We start from the raw sequence: 15,367 nt of genomic DNA, 5'->3' as shown, positions 1-15,367 counted from the left end.
GGACACAGGGATGCGGAACGACACGCTCGCCATCGATTTCGGAACCTCGAACTCGGCCGCCGCGATCCTGCATGACGGCCGGCCGCTGCGCATCGCCATCGAGCCGGGGGCCGAGACCCTGCCGACCGCCGTCTTCTTTCCGGCGCGCGGCGGCATCATGCGCATCGGCGCCGCGGCAGCCGAGGCATTGATCCAGGGGGACGAGGGCCGCTACATGCGGGCGCTGAAAAGCGTGCTGGGCACCGCGCTGCTTCATGAATCGCGGCTGATCTCCGGCAAGCGCCGCACCCTGTCCGAGATCGTCGCCGCCTTCCTCGCCACGCTGCGCGAGCGGGCCGAGGCGGCGACCGGACGCCGCTTCCGCCGCGCGCTTTCCGGCCGGCCGGTGCATTTCCACTCGAACGACCCGGCCCGCGACGCGCAGGCCGAGGCCGACCTGCGCGGCTGCTATCTGGCGGCGGGCTTCGATGAGGTCGCCTTCCTGCCCGAACCCGAGGCAGCGGCACTGGCCAGCCACGGCCTGGGCCGCGCGGGCGAGATCGGGCTGATCGTCGATATCGGCGGGGGCACCTCGGATTTCTCGGTCTTCCGCAGTCGGGGCAAGGGGCTGGACATCCTCGCCAATCACGGCATCCGGCTGGGCGGCACCGATTTCGACCAGCAGGTCTCGCTGAGCCATGCCATGCCGGCGCTGGGTCATGGCGGCGAACTGCGCCGCGCCATGGGGCCGGGCCTGCTGCCGGTGCCGAACGCGATCTATGTCGATCTGGCAACCTGGGCCAAGATCCCCTTCCTCTATGTCCCCGAGATCCGGCGCATGGCCGCCGAGATGGCCCGCATGGCAGTTGACCGCGCCACTATGGACCGCCTCGTCGCGGTGCTGGACGAGGAGCTGGGCCACGAACTGGCCTTTGCCGTCGAGCGCGGCAAGATCGCCGCCAATGCCGGCGCGGGCGCGCGCATCGCCATGGGCTTCGTCGCGCCGGGGCTGGCGCCGGCGATCTCGCCCGCCTCGCTCAACGCGGCGCTGGCGGACCACCGCACGGAGCTGCACCGGGCCGCAGCCGAGACGCTGCGATTGGCGGGCATCGCGCCGGGGCAGGTCGGCAGCGTGATCCTGGTCGGCGGCTCCAGCCTGATGGGTTTCGTCGCCGACGAGGCGCTCCGGCTTTGCCCCGGCGCGCAGCTCCTGCGCGCGGGGGCCTTCACCGCCGTGGTGGACGGGCTGGCGCTGGCGACGGCGGGTTAACGCTTGCCGGGCTTCGGCCCGGGGCGAAAGGGCTTGTCGCCGCCCTTGCCTTGCCAGCCGCCGGCCGCCTTGTGCGACTTGAAGCCGGTGGCCCGTTTCGGCCGCGCCTCGGCGCCCTCACCGCGGGCCGGGCGGTCGTCGCGCGCCGCGCCGCCATGCGACTTGAAGCCTGCGGCACGCAGGCCGGGCTTCGGCGCAGCCTTCTGCGCCTGCTTCTTCTCGCTGCTCCAGCGGGCCTTGCGCGGCGCTTCCGCCGCCTCGGCGTCCGGCGCGGGCTCGCGGCCGGGCGCGGGACGGGCGGCGCGGGGTTTCACCTCCTCCGGGTCCAGCAGCGCCGGACGCCGGGCCGGCTTGGGCTTGGGCTTCGGCTCGGGCTTGGGCCTGTTCTCGAAGCGCGGCTCCAGCGTCTCGGGCCGTGCGGGGCGCGGCGCCTGGCCGCGATGCGGCTTCTTCTCGCGCGCGGGGGACGCCGCCCCTGCCGTTTCACCGTTTTGCAAATACTCCTGCCGACCGGGCCGCTTGTCGCGCCCGGCGGCAGTCTCGAAAACCGGCTCGCCCTCGATCCGGCGCATGGTCAGGCCGGGCTCCAGCTCGATCCGCTCGCCGAAATTCGGCGCGACGGCTGCCGCGATCTGCACGAAGGTCTGGTCGGTCTTGACCCGGATCGCGCCGATGGCGTCGCGGGTGATGTTGCCCGCCTCGCAGATCTTGGGCAGCAGCCAGCGCGCCTCGGCCCGGCCGGAATGGCCGACCGAGAGCAGGAACCAGACCGCCGGGCCGAACTCGCCCCGCTCGCGCGGCGCCGAAGGCGCGGGGGCGGTGCTTTCCGACAGCTCCTCGGGCGCCGGGCGCCCCTCGCGCCACAGCCGCACGAAGGCCGAGGCGACCCGCTCGGCGCCAAAACGGTCGAGCAGCGCGGCGGCCAGCCCCGCCTCCTCGCCCGGCACCTCGGCCAGGGCGGGATGGTCCAGCATCCGTTCGTCGTCGCGGGCCTGCACCTCGTCGGCCGAGGGCGCCTTGCCCCAGTCCGCGACCAGCTTGGCGCGCTGAAGCAGACGCTGCGCCCGCTTGTATTCCGAGGAGGGCACGATCAGCACCGAAGTGCCCTTGGCCCCGGCCCGGCCGGTGCGGCCGGAACGGTGCAGCAGCGTGTCGGGATTGGTGGGCAGATCGGCATGGATCACCAGCTCCAGCCCCGGCAGGTCGATGCCGCGCGCCGCGACGTCGGTGGCGATGCAGACCCGCGCCCGCCCGTCCCGCAGGGCTTGCAAGGCGTGGCTGCGCTCCTGCTGGCTGAGCTCGCCCGACAGCGCCACCACCTTGAAGCCGCGATTGCCCATGCGCGCCAGCAGGTGGTTCACATTGGCGCGGGTCTTGCAGAAGATGATCGCCCGGCTGGCCTCGTAATAGCGCAGGGTGTTGAAGATCGCATGCTCGCGGTCGCGGGTGGTCACCGACAGGGCGCGATATTCGATGTCGCCGTGCTGGCGCGCCTCGCCCATCGCCTGGATGCGCAGCGCGTCGCGCTGGAAGTCGCGGGCCAGCGCCTCGATGGCCGGCGGCACGGTGGCCGAGAACAGCAGCGTGCGCCGTTCCGCCGGCGCCGATCCGAGGATGAACTCCAGATCCTCGCGGAAGCCCAGGTCCAGCATCTCATCCGCCTCGTCCAGCACGCAGGCGCGCAAGGCGGTCAGGTCCAGAGAACCGCGCTCGATATGGTCGCGCAGCCGGCCGGGGGTGCCGACGACGATATGGGCGCCGCGCTCCAGCGCCCGGCGCTCGGTGCGGTAGTCCATGCCGCCGACGCAGGTGGCGATGCGCGCGCCGGCCTGTTCGTAGAGCCAGCCCAGTTCGCGCGCCACCTGCAAGGCCAGCTCGCGCGTGGGCGCGATGGCCAGCGCCAGCGGCTGGCCCGCTTCGGGCAGGCTGTCGCCGTCGAGGATGTCGCCGGCCATGGCCAGGCCGAAGGCCACGGTCTTGCCCGAACCGGTCTGGGCCGAGACCAGCACGTCGCGGCCCCGCGCCTCGGGGGCCAGGGCGGCCTCTTGCACCGAAGTCAGGCTGGCATAGCCCTTGGCCGCCAGCGCCGCGGCCAGAGGCGCGGCAATATCATGTTCGTTCATCTTCTTCGCCAGAAAGGGGATGCGGGGGCGCATCCGGGTGAAGGCACCATTCCCCTTTGCGGCCGGGCCCTCCCATGGCCCGCCGGCCCGGAACGCGGAGCCAAGCCGCCCGCCTATCCTGTCGCGGCCCGCAAGTCAAAGCGAAACTAGGGCCGCATCAGCTGATCCTCGGTCCAGCCGAGCCGCGCCATGTCCTCGGCCCGCACCGCCGCATCGTCGCCGACGATGAATTCGTCGAGCTGCGGCGGGGCCATGCCGGCTTGGGACAACAGGCCATGCACCTGCCCGCGATGATGGGTCTGGTGCTGGAACAGGTGCGAGAGCAGGTCGTCGCGGCGGTCGTGCTGCACGCGCGAGCCGCGATCCACCGGCACGATTTCCCTCAGGGCGGCGGGCGTCAGCGCCGCGACCAGTGCCAGCAGGCGGTCGTCCATCCGCGCCTGCCATTCGGTCAGCCGCGCGAGGTCGGGGCAATCCCGCGCCTCGGCCAGCGCGGCCTCGTCCAGCGGCCGGCCCTCGAGCGCGCCGATATAGAAGCGGTCGACCAGCAGGATATGGTTCAGCGTGGCGCGGATCGAGCCGAAGAAGGACGGGCGCGGCGCCCCGTATGCGCCGGGCGGCAGGGCGGCGCAGGCGCGGTGCAGCCGGGCATTGGCCAGCCGGTTCATCTGCGCCAGCTTGCGCAACATGCGCAGCATCTCGGTCATCGGACACCTCCTGCGGCGATGATGCCGCCCCGCGCCTGCCGGGTCGAGCCTTCAGCGCCGCGGACCGGCCGGGTCATGGCCCAGGCTGCGGCGGATCTCGGCCAGAAACAGTTGCAGCGCCGGCACCGGGTCGCGGTGGTGATAGACGATGTAGACCTCGGAGATCGGCGGGTTGGGCCGGATCGGCAGGAAGGTCAGCGGCCCCGCCGTCAGCTTGGCGATGCCCGCCGGCACGATGCTGACCCCGAAGCCCGCCACGATCAGGCTGGGGATCGACTGCGCATCCACCACCTGCTGCGAGACCCGTGGCCGATAGCCCGAGGCAACGATGCAGGCCATGACATAGGCGGCGAAATCGGAACTGTCGGGGCGCAGCACGACATGCTGGTCCTCGCGCAGGTCGTCGATCGAGACGCAGGTGCGCCCGGCCAGCCGGTGGTCGCTGCGCACCAGCGCCATCATCTCTTCGCGCCAGCCGTATTCATGCGCCAGTTCCTCGTCGCGCGGCACCGAGCGGTTGAAGCTGACATCGGTGCGCCGGCTCAGCACCTCGGTGATCTGCGCGGCGGGGGTCTGCTCATGCACGCGCAGGGTGATTCGCGGATGCAGCCGGGCGAAATGCGCCAGAAGCTCGGACAGGCCGCCGCGCAGGATCGAGCCGGTTGCCCCGATTTCCAGCAACCCGTCCTGGCCCTGCTGGATTTCCCGGATCTCGTGCAGGCTGCGCTCATACTGGTCGAGCATGTTGCGCGCCCGGGGCAGGAACAGCTCTCCGGCCCGGGTCAGCGCCACCTTGCGGCTGGTGCGGCTGATGAGCTCGGCGCCCACCTCGCGCTCAAGTGTCTGGATTTGCGTGCTCAGCGGCGGCTGCGACATGTTCAGCCGTCGGGCCGCGCGGGTGAAGTTCAGCTCTTCGGCCAGGACGACGAAGCAGCGGAGCTGGCGCATTCTCATAGCATTACCCTATAGATCGGCGGTAAATCGATATTAGACATGGATGCAACATTCGCCAACAATCCTTGCATGAGGGGTCAGCCGCGACCGGCCGCCGCCGATGCGAGAGGAGACGCATCCGGAAATGCGCCGGGCCGCAGCCCGCCCCTTCCGTCACAGGGAGGAACGGAAACACATGCCGAATTGGTCCAGGTCCTTGTTTGGACAGGTTTGCGTGGCGCTGGTGCTGGGAGTCATCGCCGGCTTCTTCGCGCCCGAATTCGCCGCCAAGATGAAGCCGCTGGGGGACGGGTTCATCAAGCTCATCAAGATGCTGATCCCCGTCATCGTGTTCTGCGTCGTGGTGCATGGCATCGCCGGCGCGGGCGATCTGAAAAAGGTCGGCAAGGTCGGCGTCCGCGCCATCATCTATTTCGAGATCATCACCACCATCGCCCTGGCCCTGGGCATCGCGGTCGCCTATCTGTTCGGCCCCGGCCACGGCATGAACATTGATGTGAGCCAGCTCGACGCCTCGGCGCTGTCGGCCTATGTGGACCGCGCGCATGAGGTCACCAGCGGCGGCACCGTCGACTTCCTGATGAAGCTGATCCCGACCACGATGATCAGCGGCTTCGCCCAGGGCGACATCCTGCAGGTGCTGCTGGTCGCGATCCTGTTCGGCTGCGCATTGTCGCTGGTGGGCGAACGCGGCAAGCCGCTTTTGCACATGATCGAGCTGACGGGCGACGTCACCTTCAAGATCATGTTCTTCATCGTCCGGCTGGCGCCGCTGGGCGTGTTCGGCGCCATCGCCTTCACCGTCGGGCAATACGGCATCGGCTCGCTGGCGCAGCTGGGCTATCTGGTCGGGCTGTTCTACGTCACCATCGCCGTCTTCGTCTTCGTGGTCCTGGGCTTCGTGCTGCGGCTGGCGGGCTTCAGCATCGTCAAGCTGCTGCGCTACCTGCGCACCGAGGTCGGCATCGTCGCCGGCACGGCCAGCAGCGACGCCGTGCTGCCGCAGACCATGCGCAAGCTGGAGCATCTGGGCATCAAGGACTCGACCGTGGGGCTGGTGGTGCCGACGGGCTACTCCTTCAACCTCGACGCCTTCTCGATCTACCTGACGCTGGCGGCGGTTTTCATCGCCCAGGCCACCAACACGCCGCTGTCCACCACCGACCTGCTGGCCATCCTGGGCGTGGCGCTGGTGACATCGAAGGGCGCGCATGGGGTGCCGGGCTCGGCCATCGTGATCCTGGCCGCGACGCTGGCCGCGATCCCGGCCATCCCCGCCATCGGGCTGGTGCTGGTCCTGTCGGTCGACTGGTTCATGGGCATCGCCCGCGCCTTGGGGAACTATCTGGGCAATTGCGTCGCCACCGTGGTCGTCGCCTCCTGGGTGGGGGACATCGACCGCGACCGCGCCCGCCGCATCCTCGACGGCGAGGACATGCCGACTCTGGACGTGCTGGACGAGGATGCGCCCATGTCGCAGCCCCAGCACGGCTAAACGAAGTCGCCTCGCGGGGCTGGCCGGGACCAGCGCGACGGATCCGGTCAGCCCCGCCGAGAAGACGGCCTGCGCCTTCCCTCCCGATGGCGCAGGCCCTTTCATGTCAGGGCAGCCCGGTCGTGAAGCCTTCGTCGGTCAGGATGCCGATCAGCGCCTGCGCGGCCCGTGTGCGGTGGCGCCGCGGATTGGTCAGCAACGAGAACGGCCGCTCGGCCCCCGGCAGCGGCAGGGTGCGGATCCAGCCCGACGCGGCCGGCCGCGCCACCGCGCGCTGCGACAGCACCGCAAGACACCGGCTGGAGGCGACCGCGCCCAGCACCGCCTCGTTCGAGGGCAGCTCCAGCGCCAGCGGCAGCGCGGAGACGGAAAGCCCCTGCCCGCCCAGCCAGGTCTCGAATTCCGACCGCGTTCCCGAACCCGGCTCGCGCAGCACCCAGCCTTGCGTGGCAAGCTCGGCCGGCGGCAGCGCCTCGCGCCCGGCCCAGGGATGCGCGGCGCCCATGACCAGCACCAGCCGGTCGCGCGCCACCACCTGCCGGTGCAGCTCGCCATGCGCCACCGCCCCTTCGACCAGCCCCAGATCGGCGCCGCCCTCCTGCACCGCATCGGCGACCTGGGTGGTGTTGCTGACCGTCAGGCGCAGCTCGATTCCCGGATGCATCTCGCGCAGGGCCACCAACCGCGGCGGCAGCCAGTAGCTGGCGACGGTCTGGCTGGCATGGACCCGCAGGCGCCCGCGCGGCTCGCGCGCCAGATCCTCCAGCACCATCTCGGCGGTCTCGGCCCGGTCCAGCACGGCCCGGGCCTCGGCCATGAAGGCCTCGCCCGTCTCGGTCAGCACGATGCGCCGCCCCACCCGGTCGAAAAGCCGCACGCCATGCCGCGCCTCCAGCGCCGAGACGGCGGCGCTGACCGCCGATTGCGTCAGGTTCAGCGCCTCGGCCGCGCGGGTGACATGCTGGCGCTCGGCCACGGCCAGGAAGATGCGGAGCTGTTCCAGGGTCATGCGCCATTCATAAGAAAAACCGAACGGTATGGCAAATACAATGCGATGGATTGAACATCGTTTCAGGACCATGTTCCACCCCACAGGCAAAGGAGCACGATCATGTCCTCGACCGACCAGGGCCAGCAAAATTCTCTTGCCGTCGCCGGCTGGCTGGGCGCCACCCTGCCGGGACTGGGGCTGACCCTCGCCATCGCGGTCGCTGCGACGGCGGTGCAGCGGCTCTCGGGCATCCCGGCGCTCAGCCCGCTGGTGGTGGCGATGGTGCTGGGCATGGCGCTGCGCAACCTCTTCGGCACGCCCGCGGCGGCGCGGCCGGGCATCGCCTTCTCGCTGCGCCGGGTACTCCGCCTTGCCATCGTGCTGCTGGGCTTCCAACTGACGCTGGAGCAGCTGCGCGCGGTCGGCCTGCCGGGGCTGGCGGTGATCTCGGTGACGCTGGCGGCGACCTTCCTGTTCACCAGATGGGCCGGGCGGGCGCTGGGGGTCGAGGCGCGGCTGGCCGAACTGATCGCGGCCGGCACCTCGGTCTGCGGCGCCTCGGCGGTGATCGCCACCAACACCGTCACCCGCGGCTCGGACGAGGACGTGGCCTATGCCATCGCCTGCGTGACGGTCTTCGGCTCGCTCTCGATGCTGGCCATGCCGCTGCTGGGCGAAATGATGGCGCTGGGGCCGGCCAATTACGGCATCTGGGTCGGCGCCACCGTGCACGAGGTGGCGCAGGTGGTCGGCGCCGGTTTCCAGCACGGGGCCGAGGCCGGGCAGGCCGCCACCGTCGCCAAGCTCAGCCGGGTCATCATGCTGGCGCCGCTGATCCTGGTGCTGGGCGCGCTGGCCCGGCGCCGCGGCGGCAAGGCGCATGGCGCGGCGCCGACGCCCTGGTTCGTGCTCGGCTTCGTCGCGGTGGTGCTGCTGAACAGCGCCCTGCCCCTGCCCGAGGCGCTGCAGGCCGAGGTCGTCGGCCTGACCGCCTTCCTGCTGACCATGGCGCTGGCGGCGATGGGGCTGGAAACCGACATCCGCAAGCTGCGGGCCAAGGGCATCCGGCCGCTGGCGCTCGGCGCGCTGGCCTGGCTGTTCATCTCGACCCTCGGCCTGGGACTGGTGGCGCTGATCTAGGCATTGAGCGCGGGCGCGGCACCACCTAGATAAGGGGAAACCCCGCCGACCGGAGCCGCGATGCAGCCCGCCGACACCCGCCCGCTGACCCGGCGCGAGACCGAGGTGCGCCGCTTCGTCCGCGCCCGCTACGGGCTGCGCGGCACGCTGGCGCTGCATCGCCACGCCCTCGGCCTCGACCTGCTGCGCGCGCCGGTCAACGTCATGCTGTCGCCGCTGTTCCTGCTGGTGCGGCTGGCCGCGCCGCTGTTGCGGCGAATCGGGCTGGTCCGGGCGGGCGACTGGCTCTCGCGCCGGCAGATCTTCCTGAAATCCGACGTGGCCCAGCGGATCGAGGCGGATCTGACCGGCTTCCTCGACGATCTGGCGGCAAAGGGCCTGGCCCCAAGGGCGCCGCCCGAGACCGTGGCCCGCGCCGTCTCGGACTATGCCGAGACCCGCAACGCGGTCTCCGAGATCGCCACCTCGCTGCTGGTCCTGGCGGCCGGGCTCCTGCTGTTCCACCGCGCGACGCCCGGCGTGATCTCGCTGGCCGGGCCCATCGCACATCTGCGGGCGCAGGCGCAGGCGATCGAGGATTTCGCGCTGGGAAGCTGGGCCGGCCGCATGTGGTATGGCGCCTTCCCGCGCGAGCTTTCCACACTGGATCTGGTGCTGACCGGCGTGGTTCTGGCCATGCTGGCCTCGGTCCTGACGACCTTTGCCGGGCTGGTCGCCGATCCGGTCCAGCTTTGGACCGGCATCCACAAGCGCCGGGTGCTGCGGCTGCTGCGCCGGCTGGACCGCGCCGAGGACGGGCCGGCGCTGGAGCGCGAACATGTGCTGGCCCGGCTGGGCGACCTGTCCGATGCGGCGCTGAGCCTGTGGCGCAGCTTTCGCGGCTAGGCCGTCGCCCGACCGGGCCATGACAGCCTCAAGCGCGGTGCGGCAGCTTCAGGCCTTTGCCTCACCTTTCCGCCGTAGGCCACAAATCGGGCCTGGCGGCAGCGGCGGCACCCCTACCAGATATTCCAGAGCTGGGTCAGTTATCCACTAAATATGGATTGACCCGCGCCCCGCCCCGTGGCTAACTGCAAGGGTCATGGTTGCCCCGGGGCCGACTCGGGGATGAAAAGGGAAGCCGGTGAAAAGCCGGCACTGCCCCCGCAGCTGTAAGCGGAGAGCGACGCTGGAACACCACTGGGGCCATGCGCCCCGGGAAGGCCGGCCAAGCCGAGACCCGCAAGTCAGAAGACCTGCCATGGCTCGAAAGGACGAAACCGTGCGGCGGGCGCGGGGCTGGAACAGGGTCCGGATGGCGCGACCATCGGCCCGGCCCCCTCTTGCCGACAGAACAGAAGGAGCCGAGGCATGACCATCACCGTTTATTCCAAGCCCGCCTGCGTGCAATGCACCGCCACGACCCGCGCCCTGGACGCGCGCGGCCTGGATTACCATCTGGTGGACCTGACCGAGGATGACGCGGCGATGGAACTGGTCGCCTCACTCGGCTATCGCCAGGCTCCCGTCGTCATCGCCGGCGAGGCCCATTGGGCCGGGTTCCGCCCGGACATGATCGGCCGCCTGTCCTGATCCGGGACCATGGGCGGGCTGGTCTATTTCTCCTCGGCCTCGGGGAATACGGCGCGTTTCGTGACGCGGCTCGGCCTGCCGGCCGGGCGCATCCCGGTCTCGCCCAAGGACGAGATGCCCGTCCCCGCCCGGCCCTATGTGCTGATCTGCCCGACCTATGCCGATGGCACGGGTCGGGGCGCGGTGCCCAAGCAGGTGATCCGCTTTCTCAACGATCCTGACCGCCGGGCCCTGCTGCGCGGCGTCATCGCCGCCGGCAACCGGAATTTCGGGGCGACATACGCCTTGGCCGGTCGGGTGATTTCTGACAAGTGCAACGTCCCCGTGCTGTATCGATTCGAGCTGGCGGGGACTGATCTGGACATTTCCCGCGTGCAGGCGGGGCTTGAGAAATTCTGGGGGACGGAATGCTTGACGATGGCGTAAAGGCCGAGCTGGACTATCACGCGCTGAACGCGATGCTGAACCTTTACGACGGCGAGGGCCGCATCCGCTTCGACGCGGATCGCAAGGCCGCGCGGCAATATTTCCTGCAACATGTCAACCAGAACACCGTCTTCTTCCACTCGCTGGACGAAAAGCTGGGCTATCTGGTGGACGAAGGCTATTACGAGGCCGAAGTCCTCGGCCAGTATCCGCGCGAATTCCTGCACCGGATCTGGGACACGGCCTTTCGCAAGAAATTCCGCTTTCCGACCTTCCTGGGCGCCTTCAAGTATTACACCAGCTACACGCTGAAGACCCGCGACGGGCGGCGCTATCTGGAACGCTACGAGGACCGGGTGGTGATGGTCGCGCTGGCCTTGGCACGCGGCGACCAGGACCTGGCCATGCGCTTCATGGAGGAAATCCTGTCGGGCCGGTTCCAGCCCGCGACGCCGACCTTCCTGAACGCCGGCAAGAAATCGCGGGGCGAGCTGATCTCGTGCTTCCTGCTGCGGCTGGAAGACAACATGGAATCCATCGGCCGCGGCATCAATTCGGCGCTGCAACTCAGCAAGCGCGGCGGCGGCGTCGCCCTGATGCTGACCAACCTGCGCGAAGCCGGCGCACCGATCAAGGGGATCGAGAACCAGTCCTCGGGCGTCATCCCGGTGATGAAACTGCTGGAGGACAGCTTTTCCTATGCCAACCAGCTTGGAGCGCGGCAGGGCGCGGGGGCGGTCTATCTGAACGCGCATCACCCAGACATCCTGCGCTTCCTGGACACCAAGCGCGAGAATGCCGACGAAAAGATCCGCATCAAGACGCTGTCCCTGGGCGTGGTGATCCCCGACGTGACCTTCGAGCTGGCAAAGAAGAACGAGGACATGTACCTGTTCTCGCCCCATGACGTCGAACGGGTTTATGGTGTGCCCTTCTCGGAAATCTCGGTCACCGAGAAATATGCCGAGATGGTGGACGACAAGCGCATCAAGAAGAAAAAGATCAACGCCCGCGCCTTTTTCCAGACCCTGGCCGAGATCCAGTTCGAAAGCGGCTATCCCTATATCATGTTCGAGGACACGGTGAACCGCGCCAACCCGGTCGCCGGCCGCATCAGCATGTCGAACCTGTGCAGCGAGATCCTGCAAGTCAACGAGGCGTCCCAGTTCGAGGAGGATCTGGGCTATCGGCACCTCGGCACCGACATTTCCTGCAACCTCGGCTCGCTCAACATCGCCGCGACCATGGACGGGCCGGATTTCGGCGCCACCGTCGAGGCAGCGATCCGCGCGCTGACCGCGGTGTCGGAAATGTCGGCCATCGAGGCCGTGCCCTCGATCCGGCGCGGCAACGACGAGGCCCATGCCGTGGGGCTGGGCCAGATGAACCTGCACGGGTTCCTGGCGCGCGAGCGCATCCATTACGGCAGCCCCGAGGGGATCGAGTTCACCTCGGTCTATTTCGCCGCCGTGGCCTATCACGCCATCCGCGCCTCGAACGGGCTTGCGCAGGAAAAGGGCCGCAGCTTCAAGGATTTCGAGAAGTCGAAATATGCCGACGGCTCGTTCTTCGACAAATACGTCACGCGCGACTGGCTGCCCACGCTGCCCGATGTCGCGCGGGTCTTCGAGGGCATCAGCCTGCCCACGCGCGAGGATTGGGCGGCGCTGCGGGAATCGGTGATGCAGCACGGGCTTTACAACCGCAACTTGCAGGCGGTGCCGCCCACCGGCTCGATCAGCTATATCAACAACTCCACCAGTTCGATCCACCCGATCGTGGCCAAGATCGAGATCCGCAAGGAAGGCAAGATCGGCCGGGTCTATTACCCCGCCGCCTTCATGACCAACGAGAACCTGGACTATTACCGCGACGCCTATGAGATCGGCCCCGAGGCGGTCATCGACACCTATGCCGCCGCGACCGAGCATGTCGACCAGGGGCTGTCGTTGACGCTGTTCTTCCCGGCCGAGGCCACGACGCGCGACATCAACCGCGCCCAGATCTACGCCTGGAAGAAGGGCATCAAGACGATCTATTACATCCGGCTGCGCCAGACTGCGCTGGAAGGCACCGAGGTGCAGGGCTGCGTTTCCTGCACGCTTTGAGGCGGGGGCTGTCTGCCCCCGCACCCCCGAGGATATTTGCACACGAAAGAAAGGGTCTTCGGATGAAGGACCATGCGCCGCGCACGCCCCTGCGGGCGATCAACTGGAACCGGCTGGAGGACGAGAAGGACCTGGAGGTCTGGAACCGGCTGACCGTCAACTTCTGGCTGCCCGAGAAGGTGCCGCTGTCGAACGACGTGCAGAGCTGGGCCACGCTGCGCCCCGAGGAGCGCGAACTGACCATCCGCGTCTTCACCGGGTTGACGCTGCTGGACACCATCCAGAACACCGTCGGCGCGCCGGCGATGATGCCCGATGCGCTGACCCCGCATGAGGAGGCGGTGCTGTCCAACATCGCCTTCATGGAAGCGGTGCATGCGCGCAGCTATTCCTCGATCTTCTCGACACTGTGCCTGACGCCCGAGGTGGACGCGGCCTTTCGCTGGGCCGAGGAGAACCCGCACCTGCAGCAGAAGGCGCGGCTGGTCCTGGAGGAATACAAGGCCGGATCGGACCCGCTGAAGCGCAAGGTCGCCAGCGTGTTCCTGGAAAGCTTCCTGTTCTATTCCGGCTTCTACCTGCCGATGTACTGGTCGAGCCGCGCCAAGCTGACCAATACCGCCGACCTGATCCGCCTCATCATCCGCGACGAGGCGGTGCATGGCTATTACATCGGCTACAAATACCAGCGCGGGCTGGATCGGCTGGACGAGGCCGAGCGCGCGGCGCTGAAGGATTTCGCCTTCTCGCTGATCTTCGATCTCTACGATATCGAGGCGAAATACACCGCCGAGCTTTACGACGGCATCGGGCTGACCGAGGACGTGAAGTCCTTCCTGCATTACAACGCCAACAAGGCCTTGCAGAACCTGGGCTACGAGGCGCTGTTCCCGCCGCAGGCCTGCGAGGTCAACCCGGCGATCATGGCCGCGCTGTCGCCGGACAGCGAGAACCACGACTTCTTCAGCGGCTCGGGGTCCAGCTATGTCATCGGCAAGGCGGTCGCGACCGAGGACGAGGATTGGGATTTCTAGGCTGAATCCTATAACTCCTCCCTTTTCCCAAGGTGTTGCGTGATGCGCGTGGACAAGGGGGCCGCCATGCTTCTGGCTGGGCGCGGCAGAGGCAACTCCCGACACTGTCACAGTGCCCTCGTGCGACCGAGTCACATTGCTGGCGGGTGTGCTAGGCTGCGGCCCGTTCGGACCGGATCCAGGACAGGAAAGCCTGCCGCGCCTTGCGTCGGGCGGCGTCCCGCGGGGTCAGGCTGGATTGCGTCAGGTAATAGTCGAAATCCTCCAGAACCGAGACCTCGGACAGTTGCAGAAGCCGCCCTTCCGCCAGGTCCGGGCCGATCATCGCCAAGGAGCATAGCGCGACGCCCTGCCCGGCCAGAGCGGCGGCGCGCAAGAGGTTGAAATCCTCGAAAATCGCGCCGGGCAACCGGTCAGGCACAGGCAGGCCTGCCCGGGTCAGCCAAGTCTGCCAGCCCGACAGATCGGTGTCATGCAAAAGCCCGACCTCGAGCAGCCATCCGGATGACAGTTCGGGCGGGCCCGAGCCGATCAAGGCCGGGCTGGCCACGGGCACGCTGCGTCCGGACAGGAAGGGCTCGGCCGAGATGCCTTCGCCTGCGGGACAGGAATCGGCGAAGGTGAACGCCAGATCGGTGGCCGTGAAATCGATATTGTGCCCGTGATGGGCATAAATCACGCGCAGCTGGATTTCTGGATGCCGTGCCCGAAAGCCGGGCAGACGCGGGATCAGCCAGCAGACCGCCACGGATGGGATCGCCGCGACGACCAGCGTGCTGTCCAGGACGGCGGGGCGAGCCCGGCGACAGGCCGCATCGATGCCGTCGAAGGCGATCGTCAGGTCGCGCGCCAGCGAAGCACCGCGCGGCGAAAGCGTCGGCACCCGTCCGCTACGGTCGAACAGCGGTGCACCAAGCCATTGTTCCAGGTGCTTTATCTGATGGCTGACCGCAGGCTGGGTGACAAACAGGCTTTCGGCGGCGGCGCGGAAACTGCCGAGCCGGGCGACCGCCTCGAAGGCGCGCAGGGCGTTCAGCGGAGGCTGGGACATGGAGCACAAGAATTAGAAAACCTAATGTGCCGATTATAAAACCTCTTTTGACCTGCGCAAGCCATCCCCGCATCATTAGGGAATGTAACGCAATGAGGGATCAATGACCCACCGCGACAGGCTTCAAAGTTTCGTCGGCAATGGCGAGAAGGCGTCGCCGACCTTCACGGCGGCGGAGATGCAGCGCCGGCAGGATGCGATCCGGGCGCATATGGCGCAGGCGGGCATCGATGCGGCGCTGTTCACCTCCTATCACAACATCAACTATTACGCCGATTTCCTCTATTGCCAGTTCGGCCGCCGCTACGGGCTGGTGATCGACCACGACAAGGCCACCACCATCAGCGCCGGCATCGACGGCGGCCAGCCCTGGCGGCGCAGCTTCGGCGGCAACATCACCTATACCGACTGGCAGAAGGACAATTATTTTCATGCCCTGCGCCAGCTCGCCGGCAGCGCCAGGCGCATCGGCATCGAGTTCGACCATGTCAATATCGACCTGCTCGACCTGCTGAAG

General features: G+C 68.3%; 14 protein-coding genes and 1 riboswitch. Of the genes, 9 read left to right on the top strand and 5 right to left on the bottom strand.

Annotation, left to right across the window (positions count from 1 at the left end; all coding sequences use genetic code 11):
• Positions 1-10: 10 nt before the first annotated feature.
• Positions 11-1,249, top strand: a complete 1,239-nt coding sequence (locus AQY21_RS05595) for an Hsp70 family protein (RefSeq protein ID WP_058096779.1) — start codon at positions 11-13, stop codon at positions 1,247-1,249.
• On the opposite strand, the gene AQY21_RS05590 is transcribed toward AQY21_RS05595, so the two are convergent.
• From AQY21_RS05590 to AQY21_RS05580, 3 genes are all read right to left on the bottom strand, one after another.
• Positions 1,246-3,372 carry a DEAD/DEAH box helicase gene (locus AQY21_RS05590; protein ID WP_082657993.1) on the bottom strand — a complete coding sequence of 709 codons (2,127 nt, stop codon included), beginning with the start codon at positions 3,370-3,372 and terminating at the stop codon, positions 1,246-1,248. The two genes, AQY21_RS05595 and AQY21_RS05590, sit on opposite strands and share 4 nt — an antisense overlap.
• A gap of 146 nt (positions 3,373-3,518) precedes the next feature.
• Positions 3,519-4,079 (bottom strand): DinB family protein, encoded by a 561-nt coding sequence (locus tag AQY21_RS05585; protein WP_058096777.1) that lies wholly within the window; start codon positions 4,077-4,079, stop codon positions 3,519-3,521.
• Between the two features lie 51 nt (positions 4,080-4,130).
• On the bottom strand, positions 4,131-5,027 hold the full coding sequence (locus tag AQY21_RS05580; RefSeq protein ID WP_058096776.1) for a LysR family transcriptional regulator: 897 nt from the start codon (positions 5,025-5,027) through the stop codon (positions 4,131-4,133).
• A 181-nt stretch (positions 5,028-5,208) separates the two neighbouring features.
• Between AQY21_RS05580 and AQY21_RS05575 the strand changes: the two genes are divergently transcribed.
• Positions 5,209-6,528: a C4-dicarboxylate transporter DctA gene (locus AQY21_RS05575; RefSeq protein ID WP_058096775.1), complete on the top strand. Its 1,320-nt coding sequence runs from the start codon at positions 5,209-5,211 to the stop codon at positions 6,526-6,528.
• A 106-nt stretch (positions 6,529-6,634) separates the two neighbouring features.
• On the opposite strand, the gene AQY21_RS05570 is transcribed toward AQY21_RS05575, so the two are convergent.
• On the bottom strand, positions 6,635-7,537 hold the full coding sequence (locus AQY21_RS05570) for a LysR family transcriptional regulator (protein ID WP_028712314.1): 903 nt from the start codon (positions 7,535-7,537) through the stop codon (positions 6,635-6,637).
• Between the two features lie 102 nt (positions 7,538-7,639).
• Between AQY21_RS05570 and AQY21_RS05565 the strand changes: the two genes are divergently transcribed.
• The 6 genes from AQY21_RS05565 to nrdF all read left to right on the top strand — a co-directional run bounded on the left by AQY21_RS05565 (position 7,640) and on the right by nrdF (position 13,799).
• Positions 7,640-8,659 carry a YeiH family protein gene (locus AQY21_RS05565; RefSeq protein WP_058096774.1) on the top strand — a complete coding sequence of 340 codons (1,020 nt, stop codon included), beginning with the start codon at positions 7,640-7,642 and terminating at the stop codon, positions 8,657-8,659.
• A gap of 60 nt (positions 8,660-8,719) precedes the next feature.
• Entirely contained in the window at positions 8,720-9,544 is an 825-nt protein-coding gene (locus AQY21_RS05560; RefSeq protein WP_058096773.1) for a DUF6635 family protein, read from the top strand.
• A 180-nt stretch (positions 9,545-9,724) separates the two neighbouring features.
• Positions 9,725-9,917, top strand: a riboswitch (cobalamin riboswitch).
• Positions 9,918-10,009: 92 nt separating this feature from the next.
• Entirely contained in the window at positions 10,010-10,231 is a 222-nt protein-coding gene (nrdH, locus tag AQY21_RS05555; protein ID WP_011750601.1) for a glutaredoxin-like protein NrdH, read from the top strand.
• Positions 10,232-10,240: 9 nt separating this feature from the next.
• The gene (gene nrdI, locus AQY21_RS05550) at positions 10,241-10,657 is read left to right on the top strand and encodes a class Ib ribonucleoside-diphosphate reductase assembly flavoprotein NrdI (protein ID WP_058096772.1); all 417 of its coding nucleotides are present in this window, start codon (positions 10,241-10,243) and stop codon (positions 10,655-10,657) included.
• Positions 10,639-12,765, top strand: a complete 2,127-nt coding sequence (gene nrdE, locus AQY21_RS05545; RefSeq protein ID WP_058096771.1) for a class 1b ribonucleoside-diphosphate reductase subunit alpha — start codon at positions 10,639-10,641, stop codon at positions 12,763-12,765. Before nrdI ends, nrdE begins: the two co-directional genes overlap by 19 nt.
• A 62-nt stretch (positions 12,766-12,827) precedes the next feature.
• Positions 12,828-13,799: a class 1b ribonucleoside-diphosphate reductase subunit beta gene (gene nrdF, locus AQY21_RS05540; RefSeq protein WP_058096770.1), complete on the top strand. Its 972-nt coding sequence runs from the start codon at positions 12,828-12,830 to the stop codon at positions 13,797-13,799.
• A 151-nt stretch (positions 13,800-13,950) separates the two neighbouring features.
• On the opposite strand, the gene AQY21_RS05535 is transcribed toward nrdF, so the two are convergent.
• A complete protein-coding gene (locus AQY21_RS05535; RefSeq protein WP_058096817.1) occupies positions 13,951-14,850 on the bottom strand; it encodes a LysR family transcriptional regulator in 900 nt (299 codons plus the stop codon).
• A gap of 103 nt (positions 14,851-14,953) precedes the next feature.
• Between AQY21_RS05535 and AQY21_RS05530 the strand changes: the two genes are divergently transcribed.
• The coding region (locus AQY21_RS05530; RefSeq protein WP_203416402.1) for an aminopeptidase P family N-terminal domain-containing protein at positions 14,954-15,367 on the top strand (414 nt) is incomplete at its 3' end.

Source organism: Paracoccus sp. MKU1, from assembly GCF_001447385.1.
Classification (GTDB): domain Bacteria; phylum Pseudomonadota; class Alphaproteobacteria; order Rhodobacterales; family Rhodobacteraceae; genus Paracoccus.
The sequence above is the reverse complement of the archived record's forward strand: the minus strand, read 5'-3'. Positions and strand labels throughout refer to the sequence as shown.

What these genes read in the sequence shown, in the direction of transcription:
- AQY21_RS05570 (WP_028712314.1), bottom strand. Translation starts at nt 7,537, where the DNA reads ATGACCCTGGAACAGCTCCGCATCTTCCTGGCCGTGGCCGAGCGCCAG.
- nrdF (WP_058096770.1), top strand. Translation starts at nt 12,828, where the DNA reads ATGAAGGACCATGCGCCGCGCACGCCCCTGCGGGCGATCAACTGGAAC.
- AQY21_RS05590 (WP_082657993.1), bottom strand. Translation starts at nt 3,372, where the DNA reads ATGAACGAACATGATATTGCCGCGCCTCTGGCCGCGGCGCTGGCGGCC.
- AQY21_RS05560 (WP_058096773.1), top strand. Translation starts at nt 8,720, where the DNA reads ATGCAGCCCGCCGACACCCGCCCGCTGACCCGGCGCGAGACCGAGGTG.
- AQY21_RS05535 (WP_058096817.1), bottom strand. Translation starts at nt 14,850, where the DNA reads ATGTCCCAGCCTCCGCTGAACGCCCTGCGCGCCTTCGAGGCGGTCGCC.
- AQY21_RS05565 (WP_058096774.1), top strand. Translation starts at nt 7,640, where the DNA reads ATGTCCTCGACCGACCAGGGCCAGCAAAATTCTCTTGCCGTCGCCGGC.
- AQY21_RS05595 (WP_058096779.1), top strand. Translation starts at nt 11, where the DNA reads ATGCGGAACGACACGCTCGCCATCGATTTCGGAACCTCGAACTCGGCC.
- AQY21_RS05575 (WP_058096775.1), top strand. Translation starts at nt 5,209, where the DNA reads ATGCCGAATTGGTCCAGGTCCTTGTTTGGACAGGTTTGCGTGGCGCTG.
- AQY21_RS05585 (WP_058096777.1), bottom strand. Translation starts at nt 4,079, where the DNA reads ATGACCGAGATGCTGCGCATGTTGCGCAAGCTGGCGCAGATGAACCGG.
- nrdH (WP_011750601.1), top strand. Translation starts at nt 10,010, where the DNA reads ATGACCATCACCGTTTATTCCAAGCCCGCCTGCGTGCAATGCACCGCC.
- nrdI (WP_058096772.1), top strand. Translation starts at nt 10,241, where the DNA reads ATGGGCGGGCTGGTCTATTTCTCCTCGGCCTCGGGGAATACGGCGCGT.
- nrdE (WP_058096771.1), top strand. Translation starts at nt 10,639, where the DNA reads ATGCTTGACGATGGCGTAAAGGCCGAGCTGGACTATCACGCGCTGAAC.
- AQY21_RS05580 (WP_058096776.1), bottom strand. Translation starts at nt 5,027, where the DNA reads ATGCGCCAGCTCCGCTGCTTCGTCGTCCTGGCCGAAGAGCTGAACTTC.